Raw genomic sequence first — 25668 nt, forward strand, 5'->3', positions numbered from 1 at the left:
TTCACTTCCTTGCTAATAAGGACTTGAACTCGTGCCACTGGGCGCGCCCTTCCTCGGATTTCAGGAAGTTCCGCCGGGCCCGGGACATGAAGGCGGACAGGACAGCAAGCAACAAACCGGCGATTGTGGCCAGCGCGACAATAAGCACGCGGCGCGGCTTGGCTTTGCGCTCCGGTTCCGCCGCCGGGTCGAGCACTTGAATGATAGAAGGGTCCTTGGCCTCATCCAACCGTGCTACTTCATACTGCTTGGCTAAAAGTTCGTAGAGCATCTGGTAGTACTTCACATCGCGCAGCAGTTTGGCGTTCTGGAAGCCGCTCTGCCCCCCGGCGGAGGGCGACTGGTTATCACCACCTTCAGCGCCGCGGCCGTTTTCCAGCTTTGCCAGCTCGCCACGCAAGCTGGCCAGTTCCTCCGATACCTGCTTGTATTGAGGATTATCGCGGGTCACGAAAGCCGCCATGGAATTCAGCTGGATTTCCTTAACTGATGCCTGCGCACGCAAACGCGCGACGGTCTCGAGCATCGCACGGCTTTCCGTGTCCACGCTGATGACTCCGCGGCGATCCAGGGCGCCCTTCAACTCGCCTTCGACTGAGGCCAGGTTGTCTTTCGCCTTCTCAAGCTGCTGCTCGTAAAACATCCTGCGCTGACTAGCTTCAGTGACTGCAAGCACTTTGTTCAATTGGGTGAGTTCATTGACATAGGCATTCGCCAGCGGAGCGACCAACTGCTTGTTTTTGTCCTCGACCTGGATACTGATCAGGCCGTCCTTACCGGCACTGATCGTTGTGTTTTTCTCCAGCCGGATACGGGCCGCATCAAGTGAATCGGTGTCGTAGACTTTTTTCAGGTTGAATTTGGCAATCAGCCGGTCAGCGACAGTCCGGCTCTTCAGCATGCCAACGTACAGGTCGTTAGAGTTCTTTATTCCCATACCGGCTGCAAAACCTGCAGCACCGCCGAGCTGTGACAGCAAGGCAGTCGTACTCGACTGGCTTTGTTGCGGCGGCAAAAGCTTGGTTGTCGCTTCATAGACATTGGGCAATGCCATGCTGCCCCCAGCGGAGATGACAGCCGCTGTAAAAGGCACTACCAAGAGCCGCTTTTTGTACTCTGCCAAAAAGATCAGCATCTCGAACAGACCGATGTTGCCATCGACCTTGCTCGACTGCTCGTGTGCAGTCATCTGCAATTGATTCATACTGTCAGGCCACTTCCCGCTTCGAAAACATTGTGATGATCATTCTTTCAACGTCTTGATCGCCGCAGCGCCGAGACCGAAGTTGGCGAAAATCTGCGCCCACTCACGCGTGCCTTTCAAGAACTTTGTCCACTTGGTCTCTCGGTCAAACTTTTCAGGAACGACCACGCTGTCACCTGGCATAACCTCCATCCCGCCGATACTGCCGAACAGCCAGCTCCCCGTATCGCGCGAGACCACGCTGCCATCAGCACGAATAACGAACGCCTGGTCAACGTCTGCGTCTAAAGTCACGCCAGCTACGTTCAAGTAGTCCTTGACGCGAGTGTTTGGCCTCCAGAGTGACGAAGATTCGACATTGACCGCTCCGAACACATGGACAAAGGCTGGCATTGCAGGGACGACGAGACGATCGCCGTTCTCCAGCTTTAATTGCGGCAGCCGAGCGAACGAACGTTCCTTCGGGTCCAGGTTGAATGCAATCCGCCCGGTCGGCTTCAACTGACGGAACCGCGCGATCTTTTGCCGGGCTAGCTCGGCTTGCGCTTGCTGCTGAGCTGCAAGCACCTGTGGGTTGACCGAAGCCAGAGCCTGCTGATTAGCGACACTCAAGCTCTGTTCTCTATTGAGCTGAGCCTCCAGACGGCGCGCAGCTTTTTCAAGGTTAATTTCCTGTTCCTTACGGACCGTTTCGCGATGGAATGCGGTCCCGAACAAATATGCATTAGCAGTCGGGCCACCCGCCTTTGCCAGCAGGCTTTGCAGCGTTTCACCGGCGCTCATCTGGTACACACCGGGAACCTTGACTTCGCCTTCAACGCGAACCAGCACACGTCGTTTGTCCATCGGAACCGCGACATCCTGTTGCGAGAAGATTGTCACGGTGTCGCCTGGTTGGAGCTCCACGTTGTCGGCACTGCCGGGGTTGGCAAACACGTTACCCAGGTTGAATGGAACCAGGGTGACCGAGATATCCCTGCGGTTGATGCGTTCGACGACCGCGTAATCCCAGTTCACTTCGTCCAGCAGATCGCCAACGCGCGCGGCGATCGTGTCAGCGTGCTCGTTCGTCACCTGCTCGTCGTGTCCAATGGCGATGACTTGGTTCTGGCGTTTCACCGAAGCGCGGGTGATCAAGTAATCACGGCTTGGGATCAGGTCGCTCACGCGCATGCCTGGTTTGAACGGGGCACGGACCGGCTGGTCCACATTACCGCGCAAGATGACCGCGTTCGAGAACTCCGGCGTGATAGAAGTAATGTTCAGCACGTCGCCGTCTTTCAACGGACGCTTCAGGCTGGCAGTGTCGAGCGCAAATTGCTCGACGCTGCGCGGGCGGTTCTTGTTTGGATCGATGCGTTCAAGGAAAGCGCGGCGCGGATCGGCCACCACCGGCATGCCGCCGGCAAAGTCGAGCATCGATTCGATCGTGTCACTGCCGGTCTTGAGTTCGTACACCGCTGGGCTGTTCACCTTGCCCACCAGCGCCACATAGCCAGCGGCCGCCGGGATATAGATAGAGTCACCGTCCTGCAGCTTGACGTCGGCCGACTTGTCGCCTTTGGCGATAAAGGCATACAGGTCGAGCTCAGTGACCACGCGACCGGCGCGCTTTACCTGGACGCGGCGCATACTGCCGTTTGCGTTTGGACCGCCACTGGCGAACAGCGCGGTCACCAGCGTCGACAGGCTGGACACGGTATAGGTACCAGGACGGCTCGCTTGGCCAACCACGTATACAGTAATCGCGCGCAGCTGACCGAAGTTCACGCTGATAGTCACGCCCTTGTATAGCTTGGCGACCGCGTTGCGGATGATATCGTCAGCATCACCTGCCTTCGCGCCAGCCAGCACCACCGAACCGATCGTTGGGATCGTGATCGTACCGTTGCGGTCAATAGTGGCGCGGAAATCGATGTCGATCGTACCCCAACCACGGATCAGGAGCTCATCACCCGGGCCGAGCACATACTCCGACGGTACCGGGGAGTTCAGGATTGGAGCAAAGGTCGACGGGGCATTCGCGAAGAAGTTGGCGCCGAAGATCGGGAGATCCTGGCCAACACTGTCGAAGATGAATTTTTGAAATTCGGTCTGAAACTCGGCCTGCTCCACAAATGCGGCGCCCGTCGCAACCGGTGCCTGTCCGGCACGGACCTGGGCGTTGCGTGCAGGTAGCGCTCCAGCGAAGCCTGAGGTCTGACGCGACTGTGCTGCTGCAGCCGAAGCATCGGCTGCAGACGCCGTTGCAGGGGTGGCATTAGTGATCGACACCCGGCGCGGCGCGGTCGGCGTCGCGGCCGATGCCGCCGTGTTATTCAGCTCCTGCCCAAACATCTCGTCGGCACGTGCCGGCGATTCTTGAGCAGACGCAATAGTCGACACAGCGCCGATAGCCAGCGTCACTGCGCGAAGCAAAAACTTGGACATGTGATACTCGGGAAAGAGAGATGGTAGCAGTCGGATAACCTAGGATTATATCCCGTCCCGACGGCACCGTGAACAGCAAGAAATTACCAACGCAAATAAAATCTCCGCAGTACAACACTTGTTTGCCCATGACAGACAGATTTGGAGCTGTACGATATTGATCAAGCAAGAGTGGTACAGAGATTGATTCAACTCAATTAACTTCTTTGTTACATTGCGTGAAAATCTTACAAATCAGGATTCATCCATAATATATGGTTATATACTGATCGTTACGGAATTGAAGCCCCATCCATGGGGGCTGTTGCGGATTCAGGGAAAGTACTCGGCGTCTTCGAAACGCACGCCCTGCTCGTCCTTGGCGGAGAGCCGCGGACTGCCGAGAAGGGGCCGTGCGATGCCCAAGGCTCGATCATTCCAGACGACGCAGCGCTCTTGTCCGGGGGCGTAGTATTCGGTCAGCTTGTAGACGACATCGGCTGATTCCGACAGCACAAGAAAACCATGGGCAAACCCCTCCGGCACCAACAGCTGCGCCTTGTTGTCTGCACTCGGGAATTCACCCACCCATTGCTCGAACCTGGGCGACGACCGCCGCGGGTCCATGGCCACGTCGAACACCCTACCCGCCACGACCCACACCAGCTTCCCCTGCGTCTGCCGCACCTGGTAGTGAAGTCCACGCAAGACGTTGCGGACCGAAGTCGAATGGTTGTCCTGCACGAAGCTGACCTTGCGGCCAACGGCCTCCTCGAAACGGGCTTGGTGAAAGCTCTCGTACACCATGCCGCGTTCATCGGCGAACACGCGCGGCGTAATCCGCAGGACGTCGGGAATGGACAAGCGCACGATTTCCATTCAAACACCTGCTCGTTAACGATCCGCATCAGGTACTGTCCGTAACCATTGTTCTGCATCGGCGCCGCCAGTTCCGCGAGCTGCGCGGCGCTAATCCAACCCATGCGGTAAGCAATCTCCTCCGGAGAGGCCACTTTCAGGCCCTAACAGCGCTCAATGGTAGCGATGAAGTAGCTGCCGTCGAACAGCGACTCGTGGGTGCCGGTATCGAGCCAGGCATAGCCGCGGCGCAGGATCTCAACCTGCAATCGGCCGAGTGCCATGTAAGTGCGGTTCATGTTCGTGATCTCGAGTTCGCCGCGCGACGAGGGCTTGAGCGAACGGGCGATCTCGGTCGCTTTGCCATCGTAGAAATACAGGCCCGTGACTTCATAGTTCGAGCGCGGTACGCGCGGCTTCTCTTCCACGTTGACGACGCGGCCTTCGGCATCGAACTCCACCACGCTATAGCGCTCCGGCTAACCCGAATTATGGCGCGTTTGCGCCTGCGACGGGGAGTCAGAGCCCGCGCTGGATCAAAGAAGAGTCGGGCTCGCCGATCACATCGCCAGATAGCGGATCGGACCGCTTGGTCCGGCGCCGGCGCGCATACCATGCCGACACCACGAAGGCATACACCGACAGGTACAGCAGGAAGCTGGCCAGCACGCCCTGCAACAGCGCTTCCGGCACGCCCGCGAAGCGTACCGCCATCATGGCCGGCACCAACGCCACCACCCAGCAGACCGGCGACACGCAGGCATTGCGCAGTGGCGCAGGCAGCGCGTGCAGGAAGCGCGCCACGATCGCGGTCTTGACCAGGCTGTGCAGGTGCCAGCTGTCCGGGTGCCCCGGATGGCGGCGGCACCACAGGCGGCGCACGATGGTGAACACGGTCTCGAACACCGGGTAGCCGCAAGCCAGCAGCGGCGCCCAGGGCGACACCAGCGGGTTGCGGTAGATGAGCATCACCGACAGCCAGGCGAGCAGGAAGCCGAGCAGGTAGGCGCCGCCGTCGCCGAGGAACAGCTTACCAAAGGGGAAATTCACAACGAAGAAGCCGGCGGTCACGGCGCATACCAGGAAGCACAGCTGGGCCAGGTGAGCATCGCCGGCGTCCTGGGCGATGATGCCAAGCGCAGCCATGCCGATCAGCACGGTGCCGCTCGCCAGTCCGTTGAAGCCGTCGATGATGTTGACTGCATTGGCCACACCGCCCACTGCGAAAGCGGTGAACAGGACCGAGGCTGGCAGCCAGGTCAGCATCATGTCGAGTGGAGCAATGCCGATGTGCAGCAGGGTGACGCCGGTCAGGCCCCAGCAGCACACGCCGCTGGCAATGGTGGCGAACAGGCGCGCGCGCACCGAAACGTTACGGGTCAGGTCTTCGGCCAGGCCGAATACGAAGGCCGGCATGGACGCTACAAGCACCGGCAGCAGCAGCTCCTGCTGTGCCTCGGGCAGCATGCCGAGCGCCAGCCACAGGCCAAGCATGATGGCGGCGCCACCGATACGGGGCGTCGGGGTGAGGTGGAATTTCTGCACACCGTGCGTCACGTCGAGCGAATAGCGCCCGTGCCAGCGCTTCGTCAGGACGAGCAGCAGGGAACAGGCAAGCGACACCGCAAAACCAAGCTCGAGGCCGGTAAATGGGAAATTAATCAGACTCATAAAACCACTTTGTCAACTCGTCAATTCTATCGCATTTCCATTTCGCTAATGGATGAACGTGTTACAGAGTGTGACCCAGCTGGCATCTGCAAACCATTGATCGGCCAGCAGAATTCACGATTCTAGGAAGCTTGATATCTCACAATCAACCGGTTAGAAACTTCTACTAATATTCCCGACAATTTATGACATCATTACTTGCGGCAATTATTCTTCTGAATGACTTTTGCAATCGGGAGTCCCGATGGTCCTCACCCGGTACCGCGCCGCATTCGCCCTTCCCCAACTGCCTTCGATCCTTCTTCTGCTTTTCCTATTCGCCGTGCCGGCCATGCCGGCGAACGGCCAGTCCAGTGAACTGGCCGAGCTACGCGCCCGCCAGCTCGAGGCCGAAGCCCGCCAGGCCTTGGCCGAAGCCGAGCGCGCCGAGCTGCTGGCGTGCCTGCCGCCGGCCCAGTCCAAGCCCCTCGCCGGCAGTATCGAGACCCGCCAGTTCGGCGCCGCCGGCCTGGTACGCGCCTTCGACCTGGCGCGCGAACTCGCAACGAGCCTGTGCGCCCGCCTGCCCGCCGGGCGCACCGCCGCCCTCTACGATCCGGCCACGAGCCAGGGCATGCTTGCGGCGCGCACCGTGGACAGCGCCCTCGCCCGCCTCTCCAGCGACATGGCCGAGCGCAACAAGGTCTTGCAGCGCTACCTCGACACCCAGCGCCCGCCCGGCGCCAATGCGGCGGCGCTGCCGCTGGCGGTCCTCACCGTGGTCCCGGCCACGGTGCGCGCCGGCGCCGACATTGCCGCCCTGCTGCGCAGCGACGTGAGCGCTTCCGGGATCGGCTACGGCGAAGGCGCGCGCAGCCTATTCGCCAGTGCCCTGGCACAGGCCTGCCCCGAGCGCATCAGCGGACTCGGCGCCGGCTACCTGGGTGAACTCGACTGGGTGCGCTACGAAAAACTGCTGGGGCGGCTGCAGGCCCTCGCCGTCCACCGCGCCGCCTACGCCCAGCGCATCGCCGAACTGCAGGCGCTGCTCGATGCCGCCAAGGGCGAGCAGAAGAAGGACATGGCGGCGGTGGCCCAGGCGGCGCTGGCGCAGCTGAAGGTGGTGGACGCGTTCGTGGACTCGCTCAAGGCCGGCGAAGCCAGCGACAGGAGCCCGCTGTTCAATGCCGCGCGCTACCTCGGCTACAGCGAGCGCACGGCGGGCAGCCTGGTGCTCGATGCCGACCTGCGGCTGGAAGGCATGAGCATCGTGAAGCAAAACCTGTTCAGCGGCCAGCACCTGCGCCTGTCGGGCGTGGCCTTCCTCTGGTACCGGCTGCACGAGCCGGACGGGCGGCTGCTGGCGGCGGAGGTGCTGCGGCGGATCAGCAGGCCGGTGGAGGTGGACTTGCGTGGCGAGGGTGCGCCGGATTCGTTCTGGTCCGTAGGGTGGGCGGCTTCGCCGCCCACGCGGTGATCGCTATCGGCTCCGCTTTCGCACCGGATGATCTTGCTGCCAGCTATCACCGCGTGGGCGTTTGTAATTCCGGGCATTGCCCGAAATTACCCCGCCCACCCTACGAGCGCTCCAGCCGCTTGACCGTCTGCTCGATCGCCCCGAAGATCGACTTTCCCTTCTCATCCAGCATTTCGATCCGGATGGTGTCGCCGAAGCGCATGAACGGCGTGCTGGCCGCGCCGTCGGCGATCATTTCCAGGCAGCGCTTTTCGGCAATGCAGGAATAGCCCTTCGCCGCATCCTTGTTCGACACCGTGCCCGAGCCGATGATGCTGCCGGCGCGGACGTTGCGGCTCTTGGCTAGGTGCGCGATCAGCTGCGGGAAGTTGAACACCATGTCGATGCCGGCATCCGGCTGCCCGACCAGCCTGCCGTTCCAGCTTGATCTCAGCGGCAGGTGGACCTTGCCGCCGCGCCAGGCTTCGCCCAGCTCGTCGGGCGTCACCGCCACCGGAGAAAAAACGGTCGCCGGCTTCGACTGCAGGAAGCCGAAGCCCTTGGCCAGTTCGTCGGGAATCAGGTTGCGCAGCGAGACGTCGTTGGCCAGCATCAGCAGGCGGATCTGGCCGTGCGCCTCGTCCGGCGTGGCGCCCATGGGCACGTCGCCGGTGACCGCTGCCACCTCGGCCTCGAAATCGATGCCCCACTCTTCGTGCGCCAGCACGATGTCGTCCATCGGACCCAGAAAATCGTCGCTGCCGCCCTGGTACATGAGCGGGTCTTCCCAGAACGAGGCCGGCATCTCGGCATGGCGGGCCTTGCGCACCAGCTCGACGTGGTTGACGTAGGCCGAGCCGTCGGCCCACTGGTAGGCGCGCGGCAGCGGCGCCATGCAGGCGGCCGGGTCGAAGTCGAAGGGCCGGCGGGCGTGACCTTCGTTCAGCTGCAGCGACAGCTCGGCCAGCTGGGGCGCGATGAAGGCCCAGTCGTCGAGCGCGGCCTGCAGGGTGGGCGCGATGCCGTCGGCGACGTGGGCGGTCTTCAGGTCGCGCGAGACGACGATCAGCATGCCGTCGCGGCTGCCGTCCTTGAGCGTGGCGAGTTTCATGAATAGCGGACTCTATTGTGAACCCGCTATTCTAATTGAGCTGTAGGGTGGGCGGGTCCTCCCGCCCACGCGGTACCGGCGGCGAGATCGTCGCGTGCGATGTTTCACGCGATAACGATCACCGCGTGGGCGGAATCCGCCCACCCTACGTGATCAATACTGCACGACAACGCCGGCGCCGATGGTGCGCTGGAAGTAGTTGTAGTCGATCAGGCTTTGGCCATAGCCCGAGAACCAGTGCACGTAGCCCTTGAGCGGACCGGCCAGCGGGAAGGCCCAGCCGAGCTGGGTCGCGCCCTTGCTGGTCGATAGGTTACGGCGCAGCATGGCCGAGAACTCGTGGCCGTCCATGCGATAGGTGCCCGTGAGTTCGGCGCGGCCCATGTAGTCGACGATGTCGGGGTTGTTGTCGTCCTCGAGCGGCTCGTTGAGGCGCTTCCACACGCGCGCCGTCATGGACAGGCGGCCGCGCTCCAGGCCGACCTCGGCATAGACACGGTTCCAGCTGCGCGACAGGGTCGAGGCCTGGCCGTTCGACTGGTGGTTCAGGCCCAGGTTCAGGTACTTCAGGTTGGCGCCGAAGGCGCTGACGTTCAGCGGGGCCACCAGCATGACCTCGGGCTGGTAGTTGGTCTCGCGGAAGGGGCTGGAGGCTTCGCGGTTCCCGGCCTGCCAGAAGCTGTTCTGGGTGTAGCCGAACCACACGTCGACCGGCAGCGCGAAGGCCGTCTCGACGGCCTTCATCTTGAAGCCGAGCTGGTACGAGAGCTCGGCGTGGGAAAGATCGTCCGAGTAACCGACGCGCCGGAAGGGCCGGTATGGCGCCTCGTTGGGCCGGTAGCTACGGGTCGCGATCAGGTAGTTCGGATGGTGCGGACGGAACACGAAGGTGCCGCGGCGGTGCTTCTCTTCGAGTTCCCAGTGAGCGTCCATGGTGTACTCGGCGGCGGCTTCGACGGCCGGGTCGCTTGATGCGGCCGGGTCCGGCTGCGCCTTGGCCGGGAAGGCGGACGGCTGCTGGCCACTCGCGGCAGCGACGTCCCGGTCCGGCGCCGGCGTCGCCGGTGGCGCGCCCAGTGCCGCAGGCGCAGCGGGGGGCGCGCCATGGGCCGCGGCCAGGCGGTCGAAACAGGCGAGGCGCTGGGTGGTGTCGGCCAGCCTGGTGCAGTCGGCCAGTTGCTGGGGCACTGTCGGGGGCGGTTGTTGGGCGAAGGCTGGGGAGGCAAGCAGGACGGGCAGCAGGGCTGCGGGGATCTTCTTCAAATGCATGAGGCTTTCTTCGGAAACGGCTGTGCGGCCGCCATTGTCTGGGCAAAAGCGTCCGTGACATGGCGGATTGTCAACGGCAGTGTCGCGGAAAAGCCGGGATGATGGCGCACCTTTGCGTGGCTCCGTAGTGATCGCTGGCGGCTCCGGTTTCGTGCCGGATGATCTTGCCGCTAACCGCTAGCGGCTCCGCTTTCGTGCCGGATGATCTTGCCGCTCACTGCTAGCGGCTCCGCTTTCGTGCCGGATGATCTTGCCGCTAACGATCACCGCGTGGGCGGGAGACCCGCCCACCCTACGCATGACCGCTGGCTCCTACGCGGCCGGCAGTAATAACACAGCTACCGGTTCAGCCTGTTGAGCAGCTGGATGCGCAGCGCCCGTGCGCCGTCCGCGTCCAGTGGCGCCAGCATCCGGCGCGCATGCGGCGGGATGTGGGCCGCCTCGCCGCCGTCGCTCTCGAAGACGTAGTGGCGGAACAGCTCCTGCCAGGCGCTGCGCTGGGCGGACGGAAGCTCGCGCAGGGTGAGCAGCGCCAGCATCAGCGCGCTGATCGGCGAGTCCATGTGCGGCGGCGACTGGCGCCACCAGTAGTTGACCAGGACGTTGAACGGCTCCAGCGCTTCGATGTGGTGCCACCACATCGAGGGAATGAAGATCGCGTCGCCCGGCCCCAGCTCGGCCGCTTGGGCGTGTTGCATGGCCTGGGCGAAGCGCGGGAAGCGTTGCAGGTCGGGCTTGGCGAAGTCGACCAGGCTGATCGCCTGCCCGGCCGGCGTGAAGTCGAGCGGCCCGATGTACAGGTTCGACACCTGCTCCGGCGGGAACAGGGTGAAGCGGCGGCGCCCCGCAGCCACGACGGCGATATTGTCCGGCACGTCGTGATGGGCGGCGATGCGCGAGCGGTTGCCGATCCAGATGCTCACCAGGGAATCGCGCCCGCCCAGGTCGAGGTCGTTCTCGGCGCGGAAGCCCGGCAGGTAGTGGTCGATCATCGTCGAGCCGACATAGGCCGAGGGCGGGCGGACGTCGTCCTTGTGCTCCTCCAGTTTTTGGAGCACCTGGTCGAGCGGCGCCTTGACGGTGGCGTAATTGAAGCCGTCCAGGCGCTCGTTGTAGAAGTAGCGCCCTTCCATCTCCGGCGCGCCCAGGAAGGCCAGCACCTGTTCGCCGCGGTAGAAGCGGCGCAGGTAGGCGCCCGCTTCCTGCTGCGAGGCGCGCGCCTTGGCGACCATCGGCCAGGACGAGGCCAGGCCCCGCAGCACGACCGGCTCGGTGGAAGCCAGCAGCGCGTCGCTGAGCACGCCCTGCGCGCCTCCGTCGAGCGCGCGGATGGGCGCCGGCTCAGGCAGCACGGCGGCCCTCTCGACGCTCCCGCCGCGCGATCAGGTCACGGAAGTTGGAGAGCGACGCCACCGCCATGTAGATGGCTTCCAGGTGGCCCGCGCGGTGCAGGCGTTCCAGCGCCGCACCCGGCAGGGCCTGCAGCCGCTCCTCGTTGATCGTGTAGAAGCCCATCAGGCGGTGCTGCGAGCCGTCGTTCAGTTCGATGTCGGCCACGAAGGATTCGAGCAGCTCGTGGTCGACCAGCGCCCCCACGAAGGCCGGCATGGCCTGCAAGCCCTGGTGCAGGGTCAGCAGCACCGAATGGATGCGTTCCAGGTAGGGGCTGGTGCCGCCATAGGGCAGGAACAGTTCCTCCCCTTCGGTCCGGCTCACGCGCGGATTGTCCAGGTCGATGTGGATATTCAGCTCGTCGCCGTGGCGGCCGATCAGGAAGGGCCGGCGCTCGATGTTCAGCGGGACGTAGTGCGCGTCCCAGCCCGGGGATTCCTGGGAGCCCAGGAACAGGTTCTCCCCGGTCTCGAAGCCGAACAGCGCCAGCGCCTCGTAGCCGATGGCGTCGTCCGTGCGACGGAAGACGATCGGGTAATGGGCCTGGACCTGGCGGAACTCCTGCGGGAAGGTCAGGGTGAACATCACGTCGTCGCCGTAGGCGGCGCCGCGCTCGGGGATGACGCGCAGGTCCTTGTGTTCCAGGCTGTGCAGCAAAACGGATTGGCTCATGGTCTCCTCTGCTCTTGTTCTATTCTGTGCTCTTGAAGTTTCGCACAGGCAAAGCCATGCGTGTGAAAAAACAGGCCGTACGAAGACGGCCTGTCGGAAAAGGCGGCAACGCAACCGCCCGGCACCAAGCGTGTTAACGCTTAAAACTTGTAGCGTGCGCCCACCATGTAGCGGCGCCCGCCGGTGGAAATCGACAGCACCTGCATCTCGGTACGGCCATGGACACGCTGGGTCTCGTCGTTGACGTTGATCGCCTCCAGCGACAGGCTCAGGTTCTTGCTGACGTTGTAGCCGATCGAGATGTCCAGCTGGCCGTAGGGCTCGACATAGCTGGGGTTCGGGCGGTTGTTGTTACTGGTCGACGACAGGAACTTGTCGCGCCAGTTGTAGGCTGCGCGCACCGACCAGGTCGGGTTCTCGTAGATACCGACGATATTGGCGGAGTCGGACAGCCCGACCAGCGCGAACTGGTTGCCCACACCCTGGTCGTCGAAGGTCAGGTCCGATTTCACGTAGGTGTAGTTGGCCTGGAAGCCGAAACCGTTGGCGAACATGTGCTGCCAGTTGACCTCGGCGCCCTTCAGGGTGGCGCCCTGCGAGTTGACCAGGGTGGACACCTGGTAAGGCAGCGCCGGATCGCCGGCGATGCCGCGGATCGTGCCTTCCGCATCGCCTGCCGAGTTGTTGCCGGTGAAGGTCACGCCGGGCCGGCCGTCGAAGGTGCGCAGGATGTAGTTACGGATACAGGTCCGGTTCGAGGACGCGCAGCCGGAGGCCAGCGCCGCATTCCAGTAAGCGCCGCCCACCGGGGTGGTGGCGCTTGGCGAGCCTTCGGTGATGACGGTCGATCCCGTGTAATCGGTCAGCTTCTTGTGGAAGGCGCCCAGCGAGAACATGCTCTGCTTGTTGTAGTACCACTCGGCCGACAGATCCAGGTTCTTCGACTTGACCGGTTCCAGCGCCGGGTTGCCGCGGCTGACCGTGGTGCCGGTGACGGTGGCGGTGGTGCCGTAGGTGCTGCCGCCGGCGATCTGGTCGTAGCGGGGGCGGCCGATCGACACGCCGTAGCTGGCGCGCAGCTTCAGGTCGGAACGCAGGTCCATGTCCCAGTCCACGCTCGGCAGGAAGTTGTTGTACTTGCCTTCCAGGGTCTCGAAGACCTGCGAACCGAAGTCGATCGGCAGTTCGTTCGCCGAGATCCAGCGCACGCCGGTCGGCACCTTGGTCAGGCCGGTCGACTCGACCCGGGTCTGCTCGTAGCGGAAGCCGATCCCGGTATGCATCGGCAGCGCGGTATCCCAGTCGGTATTGAACTGGACATAGAGCGACTTGGTCTTCTCGATCGTGGTGCGGTTGTAGGCCGGGTTGGCCAGGCTCGGGGTATAGCCGGCGCGGTCACCGGTGATCGCGATGGCCTGGTCGCGCAGCGCGGCGAAATCGATCCCATGCATCTGGGTGAAGAAGGCCGGATTGTCCGCGCCGCCCAGCTTGCCGAAGTAGTTGCGCAGGTTATCCGCGTGCCACAGGCCCTGGTTGTAGGCGGCCGAGGTGTTCGGCACGGTGCCGGTCCAGGTATCGCGCTGCACCTGCTGGAAGATCGAGTGGTTCTCGTTCTTGGTGAGGGCCGCGCCGAAGTTCAGGCCCGAGCTTTCGAACAGCTTCAGCTTGCCGCCGATCTGCGCCTGGTCCAGCTTCATCTTGTTGCGGCCGTCCTGGAACCAGGAACCGGCGACCTGGTGCGGATAACGCTGGAAATCGATGCCGTCGACGATCAGCACCGGCATCTCGTTGGTGAAGTCGGCGCGGGTGGTGCGGCGCGAGAAGCTGGCGGTGGCCAGGTCGTTGTTGATGCCGTACGGGCTGTCCGATTTCGCTTCGGCGACCGAGTGGTGGGCGTCGAAGGTGAGCGTGAAGTCCGGCGTGGCGCGCCACTGGGTGTTGAAACCGATCGAGTTCAGGGTCGACTTGGTGGCGGAATCGCCGGCGTTCATCGACAAGTCCTGGTTGGTGGTGTGGCGCTCTTCGTAGTACAGGGGCGACACGATGCCGCTGCCGGTGAAGCTGGCGCCCTGGATGTCCACGTTGTGGCCGAACCAGGCCGACAGCTCGCTGTAGCGGTGCTGGATCTTGTTCTGGGCGTAGGTGTAGTCCAGGGTGGTGGTCAGTTCCTTGATCGGGCGGAACTGGAAGGTCAGCTGGCCGTTGGTACGCTGGCGCTGGTAGCCGTTCATCTTGTACGACAGGTTCTGCGGCAGCGAGTACAGCGTGTTGCCGGTCGGCGGGTTCTTGATGTTGACGAAGTTCGGGTGGTTCGGCTGCGGCAGCGAGCCGTCGCCGGTCTGGCCCATGCGGTACGGGCCCAGCCAGCCGTTGATGACCGCGGCCGTATTCACGCCCATGTTGCGTTCCTGGTAGCTGGCGCTGGCGGACAGGCCGAACATGCCGTCGTTCCAGGTGGTGCTGTACAGGCCCGACAGTTCCGGCGTGTAGGAGCGATTGGCCTTGTTCTGCGCCGGCAGGTTGTCGTTCGAGCGGTCGTACATCACCTTGGCGCCGAAGCTCGACTGCTTGCCGAGGTCGAGCGGACGGCCGGTCATGACGTTCAGGGTGGCGCCGATGCCGCCCGGGGTGACGTCGGCGCGCACGCTCTTGTACACCTGGATCTGCGACACGGCTTCCGCGGCCAGGTTGCTGAAGTCGAAGGCGCGGCCGGACTGGTCGCCCAGGTTCGCGGTCGGCATCTGGCGGCCGTTGAGCAGCACCAGGTTCAGGTCCGGGCCGACGCCGCGCACGGTAACGAGCGCGCCTTCGCCGCGGTTGCGGTCGATCGACACGCCGCTGATGCGCTGCAGCGCTTCGGCCAGGTTGGTGTCGGGGAACTTGCCGATATCGTCGGCCGCGATGCCGTCGACGAAGCCGTCCGAGTTGCGCTTCAGGTTCAGCGTCGACTGCAGGCTGGCGCGGATACCCGTCACGACCACGGTGTTGGCAGCGCTGGGGCTAGCGTTGGCGTTGGCGGTGGTGGCCGGATCGGTCGCGTTGGCGGCCGCGTTGTTCGCTTCCTGTGCATGGACCTGACCGACCAGGGTGGCGCAGGCGCTCGCCACGGCCAGGGTGATCAAGCGACGCGTCGTACCCGGGTAGAGCGAATTACCCTTCTTCTGTGTGTGCAGCACTGTGTCTCCTCTCTTCTACAAATATGGCCGCGCCCGGGTGGGAACGTGCCGCTGGTGGCGTTACCGAAAAACACCTGATTGAAACTTTGTAGTGGGGCCGTGTCCGTTGTGCCTTGTGCGGGTGCCGCATCGCCTTGGCTTTTGAATTGCCGCTCGGACTTTTTGTATTGACGAAAGATTAAAGTGGATGCCTGAATTAGTCAATTCGTCGAACAAACAAAATAGAGGCCGATCAGCTGTGTTGCGGAGCCGGCAACCCGCCGTGGGTAGGGTCTGCCGGCTCCGTGAACGTTTGGCGACAGGCATCATTTGTCTGTTCAGAAATGATTATGAAATCGATTTCATAAAAAAATCAAGGACTTTGCGTTTTTTCTGGAGTGCTGATATTCCTGCAAGGAGCTGGTTATACTGGCAATTCTTCATCCGGCCATCCATACGGACACCATTTCCTGCTGTTGCTGCAGCTGTTGCATAATCATCACACTCACTCATCGAATTCATCCATGCCAGTCACCGGGGACCACCAACTACTGAAGCAACTCAACCGGATGGCCCTGGTGCGGCAGGTCAGCACACAACCCGGCCTGTCGCGTGCCTCGCTGGCGGAGGTGCTGGGCCTGACCAAGTCGACGGTCAGCATGCTGGTGCGCGACCTGATGGAGGAAGGCTGGCTTACCGAGAGCGAGCTGATCGCAACCGGCGAAGTGGGCCGGCGCGCGACGCCGCTGCACCTCGACCCAAGCCGCCTGGCCCTGCTCGGCGCGGAAATCGGCGTGGATGAAGCGCGCGTGCTTGCCACCAACCTCCTCGGCGAGGTGCTCGACACGCGCGTGGTCAGCTACGACGACAGCGCCGATCCGGCCTCGTGCATCAAGCTGGTGGCTGCCGGACTGGTACGCCTCGCGCGCCGGCTGGGGCGTGCCAGCAGCATGGGCGGCGCGCGCCAGGTGCTGGGCATCGGACTCGGCCTGCATGGCGGGGTCGACGAAACGCTCGGGGTGCTGCGCTACGCGCCGCACCTGGGCTGGCGCAACGTCGACGTGGACAGCCAGGTGCGCTCGCACTTCGCGGGCACGCCGCTGGAGGGGCTGCCGCTGTACATGCAGAACGAGGCGAACGCTGCGGCGCTGGCCGAATTCGAATTCACCGGGCAATCGGGCACGGACCCGCTGGTCTACCTGTCGATCGGCTATGGCGTGGGCGCCGGCGTGATCGTCGGCGACAGCCTGCTCACCGGCCTGAACGGTTTCGCCGGCGAAGTCGGGCACGCGATCCTGCAGGCGAATGGGCCGCTGTGCTCGTGCGGGCGCTGCGGCTGCGCGGATGCACTGATCGGGCTGGGCTCCTTGCTGGGCACCGAGAAACCGGGCCGTGCGGCGCTCGAGCGGCTGTTCGACAAGGTGGCGCACGGGCAGGACCAGACCTGCGCGGCGGTGACCGCGGCCGGCGAACAGCTCGGGGTACTGCTGAATAACCTGTGGGCGGCTTTCGACCCGATGGCGATCGTCATCGGCGGGCCGGCGCTGCGGCTGGGCGACACCTTGATCGCGCCGGCGCGCCGGGTATTGGGCGGCTACGCGGATGCCGCAATGCTCACCGCGCCGGAGATCCGCACCTCGCGCTTCGGCGCCGACGCGGTTGCGGTAGGCGCCGCAGCGCTGGCGCGCCACCGGCTCACGCGGCCGCTCGACCTGCAGAGCATGGCGCGGCGGGTGGACAAGGCGGGACGCCAGGTGCGGGCGTCGAATGCCGCGCTAGGCCTGATGCAGTAGGGTGGGTGGGGTAATTTCGGGCAATGCCCGGAATGACAAACGCCCACGCGGCCGAATCACGGTGCCGCTGCCCGTGCGACTCCTCAAATTCCAACTATCACCCCACGCTACGGAACCAGCAAGGCCAGCTGTTCCGGCTCCAGGTAGCACCACTCCCCTTCCTTCAGCCCGAGCGATTCCAGCGTCAGGCCGCCGATCTGCGAGCGGTGCAGCGCGCTGCAGTGGTTGCCCGCGGCGGCCAGCATGCGCTTGACCTGGTGGTACTTGCCCTGCTCCAGCACGATCTCGAGCTGGTGCTCGCCGCGCTGCACGCAGGATACCGCCTTCAGGGGCGCCGGCTCGTCGTGCAGCTGCACGCCCGCCAGCATCTGGTCGACCAGCACCGAGGTCACCGGCTCGGCGGTGGTGGCCTGGTACACCTTGGGCACGTGGCGCTTGGGCGAGGACTGGGCGTGGATGAAGGGGCCATCGTCCGACATCAGCAGAAGACCGGTGGTGTCGTGGTCGAGGCGGCCGACCGGCTGCACCTCGCGCCACCCGAACTGCTCGGGCAGCAGGGTCAGCACGCCGGGATGGTGGCTGGGCTTGCGCGAGCACTCGTAATTGGCCGGCTTGTACAGGGCAAGATAAAGGTGCTCGCGGTAGCGCCATTCCTCGTCGAACACCGTCAGCACGAGGTCGGTGGTGTCGAACGTGGCCTTGTAATTGTCTTCGACCGCGCCGTTGACCAGCACGTCGCCGTCCTCGATCAGCGCGCGGCAGTATTTGCGGGTGCCGAAACCCTGCGATTGCAGGATGCGGTCCAGTGAAAGTTTGCTCATGGGGCGCCACTTTAACAGAAGGGGCAGTCCCGACAAAGCACCCGCTGCGCCCATGCCGGAACGGTCATTGCTCATTTAGGGTAAGCAATATTCTGACAGGCCTTCGGATGCTTCCGCACATTTGACGCGCGTCAAGCCTAGGACGATTCTGATTGATAGACTTCAACGCATTAGGAATCCGCCTAATTATACGAGGACATCTTGCCGCACCACCCTTCCCATACCGATAGGACAAAACCGTGCATACCGACGCGCAACCGACCAATGGCGTGCCTCCGCAAGCAGCAGACCCTGCCGAGCGGCACCAGATTGCCAGATTTCATGCTGCCCTGTTTCCCACCCGCCTGGCGCTGTCGCGCTGGCAGCATGGCGGCCACGTTCCCCATCTGCACCATGGCGCCCCTACCCTGCGCGCTGCCTGGTATGCCGCCGCCCGGCGCGATTTCCAGGCCTGGCTCGACCGCGGCGGTTTCAGCCAGTACGAGGAGGCACCCCGTACGCAAGCTGCTCCCCCGATGGACCACTGCCAGCCGGTGCCCGATGGCGACTCTCTCTAGCCTGGCACTGCACGCAGACCGACTCGGGAAATGAAAACGACGGCCGGAGCCGTCGTTTCCATTTCCTGAGAAGGAACACCACTGTGAGGAATTGAATTCTCTCGAAGCTGCACCGTGGTGCAGTAGGGGTGCCTCTGAGCAGATGTGATGACTGTTGCCGTCTTCACTGGCCTGCTCTGAGTCGCACCACCTCAATATAGAACATGTTCCACAGGATGCAAGCATTTTGTCATCGAAGCTGCGGCAGCGCTCCCTTGTAGGCCGCACTCACGGCGCCGTTCCCGACCGCCGCGCCGAATTTCTTCAGGACGCGTTCCGGCAGGCCTTCGCGGGCGGTGTAGTCGACGATGTCCTCGGCCTTGACAATGTCGCGCGCCACGGTGTCGACGGTGCCGAAGCCGTCGGCCAGGCCCATCTCCACCGCCTTGGCTCCCGTCCAGTAGAGTCCGGAGAAGGTTTCCGGGGTTTCCTTCAGGCGCTTGCCGCGGCCGGCGCGCACGACGGCGATGAATTGCTGGTGGATCTCGTTCAGCATTTCCTGGGCGCGCTCCCGGTGCCGACCCGACTGGGGACTGAACGGATCCAGGAAGCCCTTGTGTTCGCCGGCAGTCAGCAGGCGCCGCTCGATGCCCAGCTTGTCCATCAGGCCGACGAAGCCGAAGCTGTCCATCAGCACGCCGACCGAACCGACGATCGAGGCCTTGTTCACATAGATGCGATCGGCCGCCGAAGCGACGTAGTAGCCACCCGAGGCGCACATCTCATCCACCACGACATACAGGGGCTTGTCCGGATAGCCGCGCTTGAGGCGCCGGATCTCGTCGACGATGATGCCGGCCTGCACCGGACTGCCGCCGGGACTGTCGATGCGCAATACCACCGCCGCCGCGCCGGGGTCGGCAAAGGCCTTGTTCAGCGAGGGGATCACGGTATCGGCCGCGCCGCTGCCTTGGGATTCGATCTCGCCGTTGATTTCGATCAGGGCGGTGTGGCGTCCGAGATTTTCGTCGCTGCCGAAGCCGATGCTGGAATCGTAATAGGTCGCCAGCGCCAGGATGGCCACCAGCAGGAAGCTCAGCTTGAAGAAAATGCCCCAGCGGCGCGCGGCGCGGCGTTCCTGCACGGTGGCGAACACCAGCTTCTCGAGCGTGGCGCGCTCCCAGTTGCCGATGGTGGGGTCGACGGCGAGCCGTTTGTCGGCCGGGTTGGAAGGATCGTGGTCGTGGCTTTGGTCGCTCATTCGCTCAACTATTCTGGTTTGAATCCTTGCCTGCGGGCGCCCGCACCATCTCGTCGGGCTGCCACCAGATGCCGCCGTCCCGTTCAACGACGGCGATCGGCCGCAGCCGGCCGCCGCGGCACGGTCCGCCTGCGCACTTGCCGGTGTCCGGCTGGTACACCGCACCATGGGTGGCACACATCAGGTACAAGCCGCTCGACTCGAAAAAGTCCCCCTCGGACCAGTCGAGTTCGATCGGCACATGTGCACAACGGTTCAGGTAGGCAAATGGTTTACCCTCATACCGTACCACAAAGCCTGTGGTAGGGTGCCCAAAGGCAATGACGGGGAAGCGCACGCCTTTGCCGCCGTCGAGCAGCGCGGAGGCCTCGCAGACGAACAGGCTGCCATCTTCAGCCATATGCAGCCATTCTTATGCGTTTTCCAGCAGCCAGGCATGCAGCTCAGGGATCGAGCGTGCCGAGAAGATCGGCTTGCAGGCCTGCAGCTGGTGCACCGGATGAGCGCCGAACTCGACTGCAATGCCCGCGGCGCCGGCATTGTTCGCCATCATCAGGTCATGGGTGGTATCGCCGATCATGACGGTGCGACGCAGGTCCTGGCCCAGTTCGCGCGTCAGTTCCTGCAGCATGGCCGGGTGCGGCTTGGAGAAGGTTTCATCGGCGCAACGGGTAGCGTCGAACATGGCCAGCAGCCCGGCCGCGTTCATGGCGCGGTTCAGGCCCACGCGGCTCTTGCCGGTGGCCACGGCCAGGAAGTAGCCCTGTTGCGCAAGATCGGTCAACATCTCGCGAACTCCCTTGAACAGCACCAGTTCGTGGTCCTTCGTCAGGAAGTGGTAGCGGTAGCGCTCGACCATGCGCGGGTAGAGTACCGGGTCGATGTCCGGCAGCACGGCTTGCATGGCCTCGGACAGGCCGAGGCCGATCACGTGCGAGGCCGAGGCGTCGCTCGGCACCGGCAGCCCGAGGTCGCGCGCCGCCGACTGGATACAGCGGACGATTGCCGCCGTGCTGTCCATCAGCGTGCCGTCCCAGTCGAAAACGATCAGGTCAAATTGCTTTCTTGGCATTGTTATCGGCAACTGCGCTGCCGGTCCCTATTAATAATGTGTTCGTAGGGTGGGCGGCTTTGCCGCCCACGCGGTGATGGTTAAGGTGTAAATGCCCGCGCGCGCCGATCTCGCCGCTGCTCGACCGCGTGGCATCGACATCATGCAATTGCTTGTCCCAAGCTTACCAAGAATCGGTCGCACTCGGCCGGCAGCGGCGCGCGCAGGGTCAGCGACTGGCCGGTGTCGGGGTGGGTAAACGTGATCTGGTAGGCATGCAGGAACATGCGCTTGAGCGCCCCGCGCTCCGCAGTTGCCTTCTGAAGCTGCTTGTTCAATGCAAAATCGCCGTATTTCTCGTCGCCGAGGATCGGAAAGCCGCTCGATGCCAGGTGCACGCGGATCTGGTGCGTGCGGCCGGTCTTGAGCTCGGCTTCCAGCAGGGCGAAGTCCTTCCACTTGCGCTTCAGGTTGAATACCGTGTGCGCTTCCTGGCCGCCGGCCTGCACCACCACGCGGCGCTCGCCATCCGGCGTCGTGAATTTATGTAAAGGGAGCTTTACATGTTGGCGCTTGTTGGTCCAATCGCCGACCACGGCGGTCAGGTAGCGCTTGTCGGTCACGCCGTCGCGCATCTGGTCGTGCAGGTTGGTCAGGGCCGAGCGCTTCTTGGCAATGAGCAACAAGCCGGAGGTCTCGCGGTCGAGCCGGTGCACCAGCTCCAGGAACTTGGCCTGCGGCCGCGCCGCGCGCAGCTGCTCGATGACGCCATAGGACACGCCCGAGCCGCCATGCACGGCCACCCCGGCCGGCTTGTCGATGACGAGCAGGTGGGTGTCCTCGAACACGATCGGGAATTCGACCCCGGGCGTGGCCTGCTGGCTGGCCTTTTCGGCGATGCGGATCGGCGGGATGCGCACCAGGTCGCCTTCGGCGAGGCGGTACAACTGGTCGATACGGCCCTTGTTGACCCGCACTTCCCCCGAGCGGAGGATGCGGTAGATGTGGCTTTTCGGGACGCCTTTGCAGACACGCAACAGATAGTTATCGATGCGCTGGCCGGCTTCTTCCTCGGTGATTGTCACAAACTGCGCCTGGATTGCTGACTGTGATGAAGGGGGAACAACGTCGTTCTCTACCACCGTTCGCATTGTCTTCCCAGAAATTCTCTCTAAGTCCTTCATTTTGAATATATAATCGACAGGCGGCGGTCAAACCTCTGCTGGTGTAAGAATTAAAACGATATTTTACACAGGGGCGCGCTCCACCGGCCCTGCCATGAGCAAATTCGGTGGAAAAAAACGTGTACGCACATTCAGGCGCCGATCAGGGTTGCACCTGCAGTTGCAATCGGGTCGTATGGCTGAGTGCAGGATTGGATTGTTTGGATTTGTATGGATAAGTACCGGAAAGCCGCCCGCCTGGTGGCTCGCCGGTTGATGGTGTCGATAACGCTTGTCGTTTTCGCCCGACCCGATGGTAGCCTCACCTGAAGGCTTGAGAGTTACGGAAGGCTGATTGATCGCCTCGGTATCGAAGTCTTGGTTGTTCGCTGGCTACGGTTTGGCTCGTTGTTGCACACCGCCCCGCTGAACCCGCTGTGCCCACCCCAACGTGGTGGCAGGCGGGCCAGCTGTTGGTTGCGGCGTGCGTAGACAATGACGTTCGACACCATTTGCGCCCTGTGTGGCAGCGACGCTTTGCGTCGCCCTGCCCCGTCCCGGGTATTCCCCCCTCCAGCATTCCTTCTCCGCGTACATCCCATGTACTTCGCCGCGTCTTACCAACGCGGCATGACACGGCCCTCGGGTCGCGGAGTTAATAAAAATGAAACGCATGTTGTTTAACGCTACGCAGCAAGAGGAGCTGCGCGTAGCGATTGTCGACGGTCAGAAGCTGATCGACATCGATATCGAGACCGCCGGTCGCGAGCAACGCAAGTCCAATATCTACAAGGGTGTCATCACCCGCATCGAACCCTCCCTCGAAGCCTGCTTCGTCAGCTACGGCGAAGACCGCCACGGTTTCCTCCCCTTCAAAGAAGTTGCCCGTTCTTATTTCCGCGATGGCGTCGATGTGCGTAACTGCACCATCAAGGAAGCCCTCAAGGAAGGCCAGGAAATCATGGTCCAGGTCGAGAAAGAGGAGCGCGGCAACAAGGGCGCGGCCCTGACCTCCTTCATTTCCCTGGCCGGCCGCTACCTGGTGCTCATGCCGAACAACCCGCGCGGCGGCGGCGTGTCGCGCCGCGTCGAAGGTGAAGAGCGCCAGGAACTGCGCGAAACCATGGACAAGCTCGACCTGCCGCAGGGCATGTCGGTCATCGCCCGCACCGCCGGCATCGGCCGTACGGTCGAAGAACTGCAGTGGGACCTGAACTACCTGATGCAGCTGTGGCGCGCCATCGAAGGCGCCGGCAAGTCGGCCGCCGGCCCCTTCCTGATCTACCAGGAAAGCTCGCTGGTGATCCGCGCGATCCGCGACTACTTCCAGCCGGACATCGGCGAAGTCCTGATCGACACCGACGAGATTTTCGACCAGGCCCAGCAATTCATGTCGCACGTCATGCCGGACATGGCGCACCGCGTGAAGCGCTACAGCGACGACGTGCCGCTGTTCTCGCGTTTCCAGATCGAACACCAGATCGAAACCGCCTACGCGCGCACCGTGCCGCTGCCCTCGGGCGGCGCGATCGTCATCGACCACACCGAAGCCCTGGTCTCCATCGACGTCAACTCGGCACGCGCCACGCGCGGCTCGGACATCGAGACCACCGCCTTCAACACCAACTGCGAAGCGGCCGACGAAGTGGCTAGACAGCTGCGCCTGCGCGACCTGGGCGGCCTGATCGTGATCGACTTCATCGACATGGAAGTGGCCAAGAACCAGCGCGAGGTCGAAACCCGCCTGAAGGAAGCCCTGCACCATGACCGCGCCCGCGTGCAAATGGGCAAGATTTCCCGCTTCGGCCTGATGGAACTGTCGCGCCAGCGCCTGCGTCCGTCACTGTCGGAAGGCTCGCACGTGACCTGCCCGCGCTGCTCGGGCACCGGCCACATCCGCGATACCGAATCCTCGGCCCTGCAAGTCCTGCGCATCATCCAGGAAGAGGCCATGAAGGAGAACTCGGCCGCGATCCACGTGCAGGTGCCGGTGGACGTCGCCGCTTTCCTGCTGAACGAAAAGCGCGGCGAAGTGCTCAAGATCGAGAACCGCCACCGCATCACCGTGATCCTGATCCCAAACAAGCATCTGGACACCCCGCACTACAAGCTCGAGCGCATCAAGCACGACGACCCGCGCCTGGAAGACGCCGCCGCCAGCTACACCATGGCTGAGTCGGCCGAGACCGACATGGGCTTCGCCAAGCGCCAGAAAGAAGAAGCCAAGCCGCGCCAGGAAGCCGTGGTCAAGACCATCACCCCGGCCCAGCCGGCCCCGATGGTGGACCGCAGCGAAGCGGCCAAACCGGCCAAGACCGCAGCACCGGCAACCCCGGTCGCCGCTCCGGCGCCGGTGACTCCCGCCCCGAGCGAACTGGGCTTCTTCTCGCGCATCAAGAAGTTCTTCATGGGCGAGCCGGTTGTGCCGGCGCCGGCACCGGCACCGGTGGCGGCCGAGAAGCCTGCCACCCCGGCGCCGGCAGCAGCCGAGCGCGGCGAACGCGCCGGCCGCAACGGCCAGCGCACCCGCAACGGCCGCGGCGCCAAGAATGGCCGCGACCGCGAGGAACGAGACCTGACCGCCAAGCCGGAAGAAAGCGCCAAGCTGGTGGAAGCCGACGCCAAGCCGGCCCGTCCGCCACGCGAGAAGCGTGAACCGCGCGAAGCACGTGCACCGCGCGAGCCGCGTGAACAGCTCGAGACCGCCCAGGCCGCCCAGGCTCCGGTACGCACCGAGCGCGAACCGGGCGAACGCAAGGAACGCGCACCGCGCCAGCCGCGCGAGCGTGGCGAGCGCGCCGCCCAGCAGCCGATCGAAGCCAAGGCCGAAGAGCTGAAGCTCCAGGCCGTCCCGGCGCCGAGCGACGAAAGCGCACTGTCGACCACCACCCCGCACGGCGACGTGCTGGACCATGCGGTGAAGGTGGCCGCGCTGGGTAGCAACGGCGAGGATCTGGACGCTGAAGGCGGCGACGAGCCGCGCCGCCGCCGCCGCCGCGGTGGCCGCAACCGCAACCGCCGCGACCGTGACCAGGTCGAGGGCATCGAGTCGGCGGAAGGCCTCGAAGGCGCTCCGGCCTTCACGCCGGTTGCCGACGAGGAGGCCGCCAAGGTTGCCGCCGAAGCCAAGGCGCCGAAGAAGGCAGCCGCCCGGGCCGAGCCGGGCCCATGGCCCTTCCCGACGGCGGCATCGGTCGCTGCCAAGGCGAAAGCCGAAGCGGACGCCCTCGCCGCCGCGGCTGCACCGGCGCCTGCCGCTGCTCCGGCACCTGTTGCCGAAGCTGCCCCGGCCGTGGCTGCAGCAGTGGAACGTGGTCCGTGGGTCTTCCCGACCGCGGCATCGATGGCTGCCCTCAAGGCGCAAGGCCAGGCAGTGGCACCGCCGGCCGACACCGCACCGGCGCCTGTGGCTGAAGCCCCGGCTGCTCCGGCTGCTCCGCTTGCTCCGGCGCCTGTTGCTGAAGCTCCGGTGGCTGAAGCTCCGGTGGCTGCCGCGCCTGTGCAGGCAGCTCCGGCACCGGCCGCCACCGCGCCGGCGCCGAGCGCCGCACCGATCGACATGAACGAACTGCTGTCCAAGGCCGGCCTGCAGCTCGCCTCGACCGATCCGGAGAAGCTGCGCGCCGCCCAGGAAGCCGCAGCCCAGGCCAACACCGCGCCGCGCGTCGGCCGCGCCCGCAAGCCGGTGCCGCCGCCGGTCAACGAGCCGCTGATCCAGGTGGATACGCGTCAGTAAGGGGTAGCTTGCTGTTGTAGCGAAAAGGGAAGCCTTGTCAGGCTTCCCTTTTTGTTTGGCGGTGATGGCTGCTCAGGACGTAGGGTGGGCGGCTCCTCCTGGATGCTGGATTCGCCCCGGCAACGGCGCCG

At 63.9% G+C, this 25668-nt stretch carries 19 protein-coding genes and 1 pseudogene; 4 read left to right on the forward strand and 16 right to left on the reverse strand.

Translation table 11 applies throughout. From position 1 onward, the window contains the following. Nucleotide 1: 1 nt before the first annotated feature. From MA09_RS01060 to MA09_RS01080, 5 genes and pseudogenes are all read right to left on the reverse strand, one after another. The gene (locus tag MA09_RS01060; protein ID WP_036244526.1) at nt 2–1204 is read right to left on the reverse strand and encodes a GNVR domain-containing protein; all 1203 of its coding nucleotides are present in this window, start codon (nt 1202–1204) and stop codon (nt 2–4) included. A 39-nt stretch (nt 1205–1243) separates the two neighbouring features. Next, nucleotides 1244–3634, reverse strand: coding sequence for an SLBB domain-containing protein (locus MA09_RS01065; RefSeq protein WP_229440514.1), 2391 nt, complete (start codon nt 3632–3634; stop codon nt 1244–1246). A 312-nt stretch (nt 3635–3946) separates the two neighbouring features. Beyond that, nucleotides 3947–4492: a dTDP-4-dehydrorhamnose 3,5-epimerase gene (rfbC, locus tag MA09_RS01070; RefSeq protein ID WP_036244848.1), complete on the reverse strand. Its 546-nt coding sequence runs from the start codon at nt 4490–4492 to the stop codon at nt 3947–3949. 2 nt (nt 4493–4494) lie between these two features. Next, nucleotides 4495–4950 (reverse strand): annotated as a pseudogene (locus MA09_RS23520) (sugar phosphate nucleotidyltransferase); the annotation flags it as partial. A gap of 40 nt (nt 4951–4990) precedes the next feature. Continuing rightward, nucleotides 4991–6142, reverse strand: a complete 1152-nt coding sequence (locus MA09_RS01080) for a glycosyltransferase (RefSeq protein WP_051933067.1) — start codon at nt 6140–6142, stop codon at nt 4991–4993. Nucleotides 6143–6386: 244 nt separating this feature from the next. Here MA09_RS01080 and MA09_RS01085 point away from each other — a divergent pair, with 244 nt between their 5' ends. Then, a complete protein-coding gene (locus tag MA09_RS01085) occupies nt 6387–7598 on the forward strand; it encodes a hypothetical protein (protein ID WP_200883016.1) in 1212 nt (403 codons plus the stop codon). 100 nt (nt 7599–7698) lie between these two features. On the opposite strand, the gene MA09_RS01090 is transcribed toward MA09_RS01085, so the two are convergent. The 6 genes from MA09_RS01090 to MA09_RS24765 form a co-directional block, all read right to left on the reverse strand. After that, nucleotides 7699–8688, reverse strand: coding sequence for a fumarylacetoacetate hydrolase family protein (locus MA09_RS01090; protein ID WP_036244528.1), 990 nt, complete (start codon nt 8686–8688; stop codon nt 7699–7701). A gap of 153 nt (nt 8689–8841) precedes the next feature. Beyond that, nucleotides 8842–9957, reverse strand: a complete 1116-nt coding sequence (locus MA09_RS01095; protein ID WP_036244529.1) for a phospholipase A — start codon at nt 9955–9957, stop codon at nt 8842–8844. Nucleotides 9958–10295: 338 nt separating this feature from the next. After that, nucleotides 10296–11309 carry a cupin-like domain-containing protein gene (locus MA09_RS01100; protein WP_036244530.1) on the reverse strand — a complete coding sequence of 338 codons (1014 nt, stop codon included), beginning with the start codon at nt 11307–11309 and terminating at the stop codon, nt 10296–10298. Next, nucleotides 11299–12021, reverse strand: a complete 723-nt coding sequence (locus tag MA09_RS01105; protein ID WP_036244532.1) for a SapC family protein — start codon at nt 12019–12021, stop codon at nt 11299–11301. The genes MA09_RS01100 and MA09_RS01105 overlap by 11 nt, the downstream gene beginning before the upstream one ends. A gap of 140 nt (nt 12022–12161) precedes the next feature. Beyond that, complete coding sequence (locus tag MA09_RS01110) at nt 12162–15197, reverse strand: TonB-dependent receptor (protein ID WP_229440515.1); 3036 nt, start codon at nt 15195–15197, stop codon at nt 12162–12164. Between the two features lie 327 nt (nt 15198–15524). Then, nucleotides 15525–15689, reverse strand: coding sequence for a hypothetical protein (locus MA09_RS24765; protein WP_161783183.1), 165 nt, complete (start codon nt 15687–15689; stop codon nt 15525–15527). 11 nt (nt 15690–15700) lie between these two features. On the opposite strand from MA09_RS24765, the gene MA09_RS01115 reads away from it, so the two are divergent. Next, the gene (locus MA09_RS01115; protein WP_081897358.1) at nt 15701–16969 is read left to right on the forward strand and encodes an ROK family protein; all 1269 of its coding nucleotides are present in this window, start codon (nt 15701–15703) and stop codon (nt 16967–16969) included. Nucleotides 16970–17076: 107 nt separating this feature from the next. Here MA09_RS01115 and MA09_RS01120 read toward each other — a convergent pair whose 3' ends face one another. Then, nucleotides 17077–17790, reverse strand: coding sequence for a pseudouridine synthase (locus MA09_RS01120; protein ID WP_036244534.1), 714 nt, complete (start codon nt 17788–17790; stop codon nt 17077–17079). Between the two features lie 239 nt (nt 17791–18029). On the opposite strand from MA09_RS01120, the gene MA09_RS24420 reads away from it, so the two are divergent. Continuing rightward, nucleotides 18030–18347, forward strand: a complete 318-nt coding sequence (locus MA09_RS24420; RefSeq protein ID WP_152594518.1) for a hypothetical protein — start codon at nt 18030–18032, stop codon at nt 18345–18347. Nucleotides 18348–18576: 229 nt separating this feature from the next. Here MA09_RS24420 and MA09_RS01130 read toward each other — a convergent pair whose 3' ends face one another. The 4 genes from MA09_RS01130 to MA09_RS01145 all read right to left on the reverse strand — a co-directional run bounded on the left by MA09_RS01130 (nt 18577) and on the right by MA09_RS01145 (nt 21822). Beyond that, entirely contained in the window at nt 18577–19587 is a 1011-nt protein-coding gene (locus MA09_RS01130) for a S49 family peptidase (protein ID WP_036244537.1), read from the reverse strand. A 4-nt stretch (nt 19588–19591) separates the two neighbouring features. Then, nucleotides 19592–19987 (reverse strand): Rieske 2Fe-2S domain-containing protein, encoded by a 396-nt coding sequence (locus tag MA09_RS01135; RefSeq protein WP_036244538.1) that lies wholly within the window; start codon nt 19985–19987, stop codon nt 19592–19594. A 12-nt stretch (nt 19988–19999) separates the two neighbouring features. Then, nucleotides 20000–20659 carry an HAD-IIIA family hydrolase gene (locus MA09_RS01140; protein ID WP_036244540.1) on the reverse strand — a complete coding sequence of 220 codons (660 nt, stop codon included), beginning with the start codon at nt 20657–20659 and terminating at the stop codon, nt 20000–20002. A gap of 140 nt (nt 20660–20799) precedes the next feature. Then, nucleotides 20800–21822 carry an RluA family pseudouridine synthase gene (locus MA09_RS01145; protein ID WP_036244542.1) on the reverse strand — a complete coding sequence of 341 codons (1023 nt, stop codon included), beginning with the start codon at nt 21820–21822 and terminating at the stop codon, nt 20800–20802. A gap of 643 nt (nt 21823–22465) precedes the next feature. Between MA09_RS01145 and MA09_RS01150 the strand changes: the two genes are divergently transcribed. Next, entirely contained in the window at nt 22466–25537 is a 3072-nt protein-coding gene (locus MA09_RS01150) for an Rne/Rng family ribonuclease (protein WP_036244543.1), read from the forward strand. The last annotated feature ends 131 nt before the right edge of the window (nt 25538–25668 follow it).

Origin of the sequence: Massilia sp. BSC265 (genome assembly GCF_000740675.1) — a bacterium.
Classification (GTDB): domain Bacteria; phylum Pseudomonadota; class Gammaproteobacteria; order Burkholderiales; family Burkholderiaceae_D; genus Telluria.

Excerpts from the sequence above, each read along its gene's own strand:
- MA09_RS01060 (WP_036244526.1), bottom strand. The coding sequence starts at position 1,204 with ATGAATCAATTGCAGATGACTGCACACGAGCAGTCGAGCAAGGTCGAT.
- MA09_RS01065 (WP_229440514.1), bottom strand. The coding sequence starts at position 3,634 with ATGTCCAAGTTTTTGCTTCGCGCAGTGACGCTGGCTATCGGCGCTGTG.
- rfbC (WP_036244848.1), bottom strand. The coding sequence starts at position 4,492 with ATGGAAATCGTGCGCTTGTCCATTCCCGACGTCCTGCGGATTACGCCG.
- MA09_RS01080 (WP_051933067.1), bottom strand. The coding sequence starts at position 6,142 with ATGAGTCTGATTAATTTCCCATTTACCGGCCTCGAGCTTGGTTTTGCG.
- MA09_RS01085 (WP_200883016.1), top strand. The coding sequence starts at position 6,387 with ATGGTCCTCACCCGGTACCGCGCCGCATTCGCCCTTCCCCAACTGCCT.
- MA09_RS01090 (WP_036244528.1), bottom strand. The coding sequence starts at position 8,688 with ATGAAACTCGCCACGCTCAAGGACGGCAGCCGCGACGGCATGCTGATC.
- MA09_RS01095 (WP_036244529.1), bottom strand. The coding sequence starts at position 9,957 with ATGCATTTGAAGAAGATCCCCGCAGCCCTGCTGCCCGTCCTGCTTGCC.
- MA09_RS01105 (WP_036244532.1), bottom strand. The coding sequence starts at position 12,021 with ATGAGCCAATCCGTTTTGCTGCACAGCCTGGAACACAAGGACCTGCGC.
- MA09_RS24765 (WP_161783183.1), bottom strand. The coding sequence starts at position 15,689 with ATGAGTGAGTGTGATGATTATGCAACAGCTGCAGCAACAGCAGGAAAT.
- MA09_RS01115 (WP_081897358.1), top strand. The coding sequence starts at position 15,701 with ATGCCAGTCACCGGGGACCACCAACTACTGAAGCAACTCAACCGGATG.
- MA09_RS01120 (WP_036244534.1), bottom strand. The coding sequence starts at position 17,790 with ATGAGCAAACTTTCACTGGACCGCATCCTGCAATCGCAGGGTTTCGGC.
- MA09_RS01130 (WP_036244537.1), bottom strand. The coding sequence starts at position 19,587 with ATGAGCGACCAAAGCCACGACCACGATCCTTCCAACCCGGCCGACAAA.
- MA09_RS01135 (WP_036244538.1), bottom strand. The coding sequence starts at position 19,987 with ATGGCTGAAGATGGCAGCCTGTTCGTCTGCGAGGCCTCCGCGCTGCTC.
- MA09_RS01140 (WP_036244540.1), bottom strand. The coding sequence starts at position 20,659 with ATGCCAAGAAAGCAATTTGACCTGATCGTTTTCGACTGGGACGGCACG.
- MA09_RS01145 (WP_036244542.1), bottom strand. The coding sequence starts at position 21,822 with ATGAAGGACTTAGAGAGAATTTCTGGGAAGACAATGCGAACGGTGGTA.
- MA09_RS01150 (WP_036244543.1), top strand. The coding sequence starts at position 22,466 with ATGAAACGCATGTTGTTTAACGCTACGCAGCAAGAGGAGCTGCGCGTA.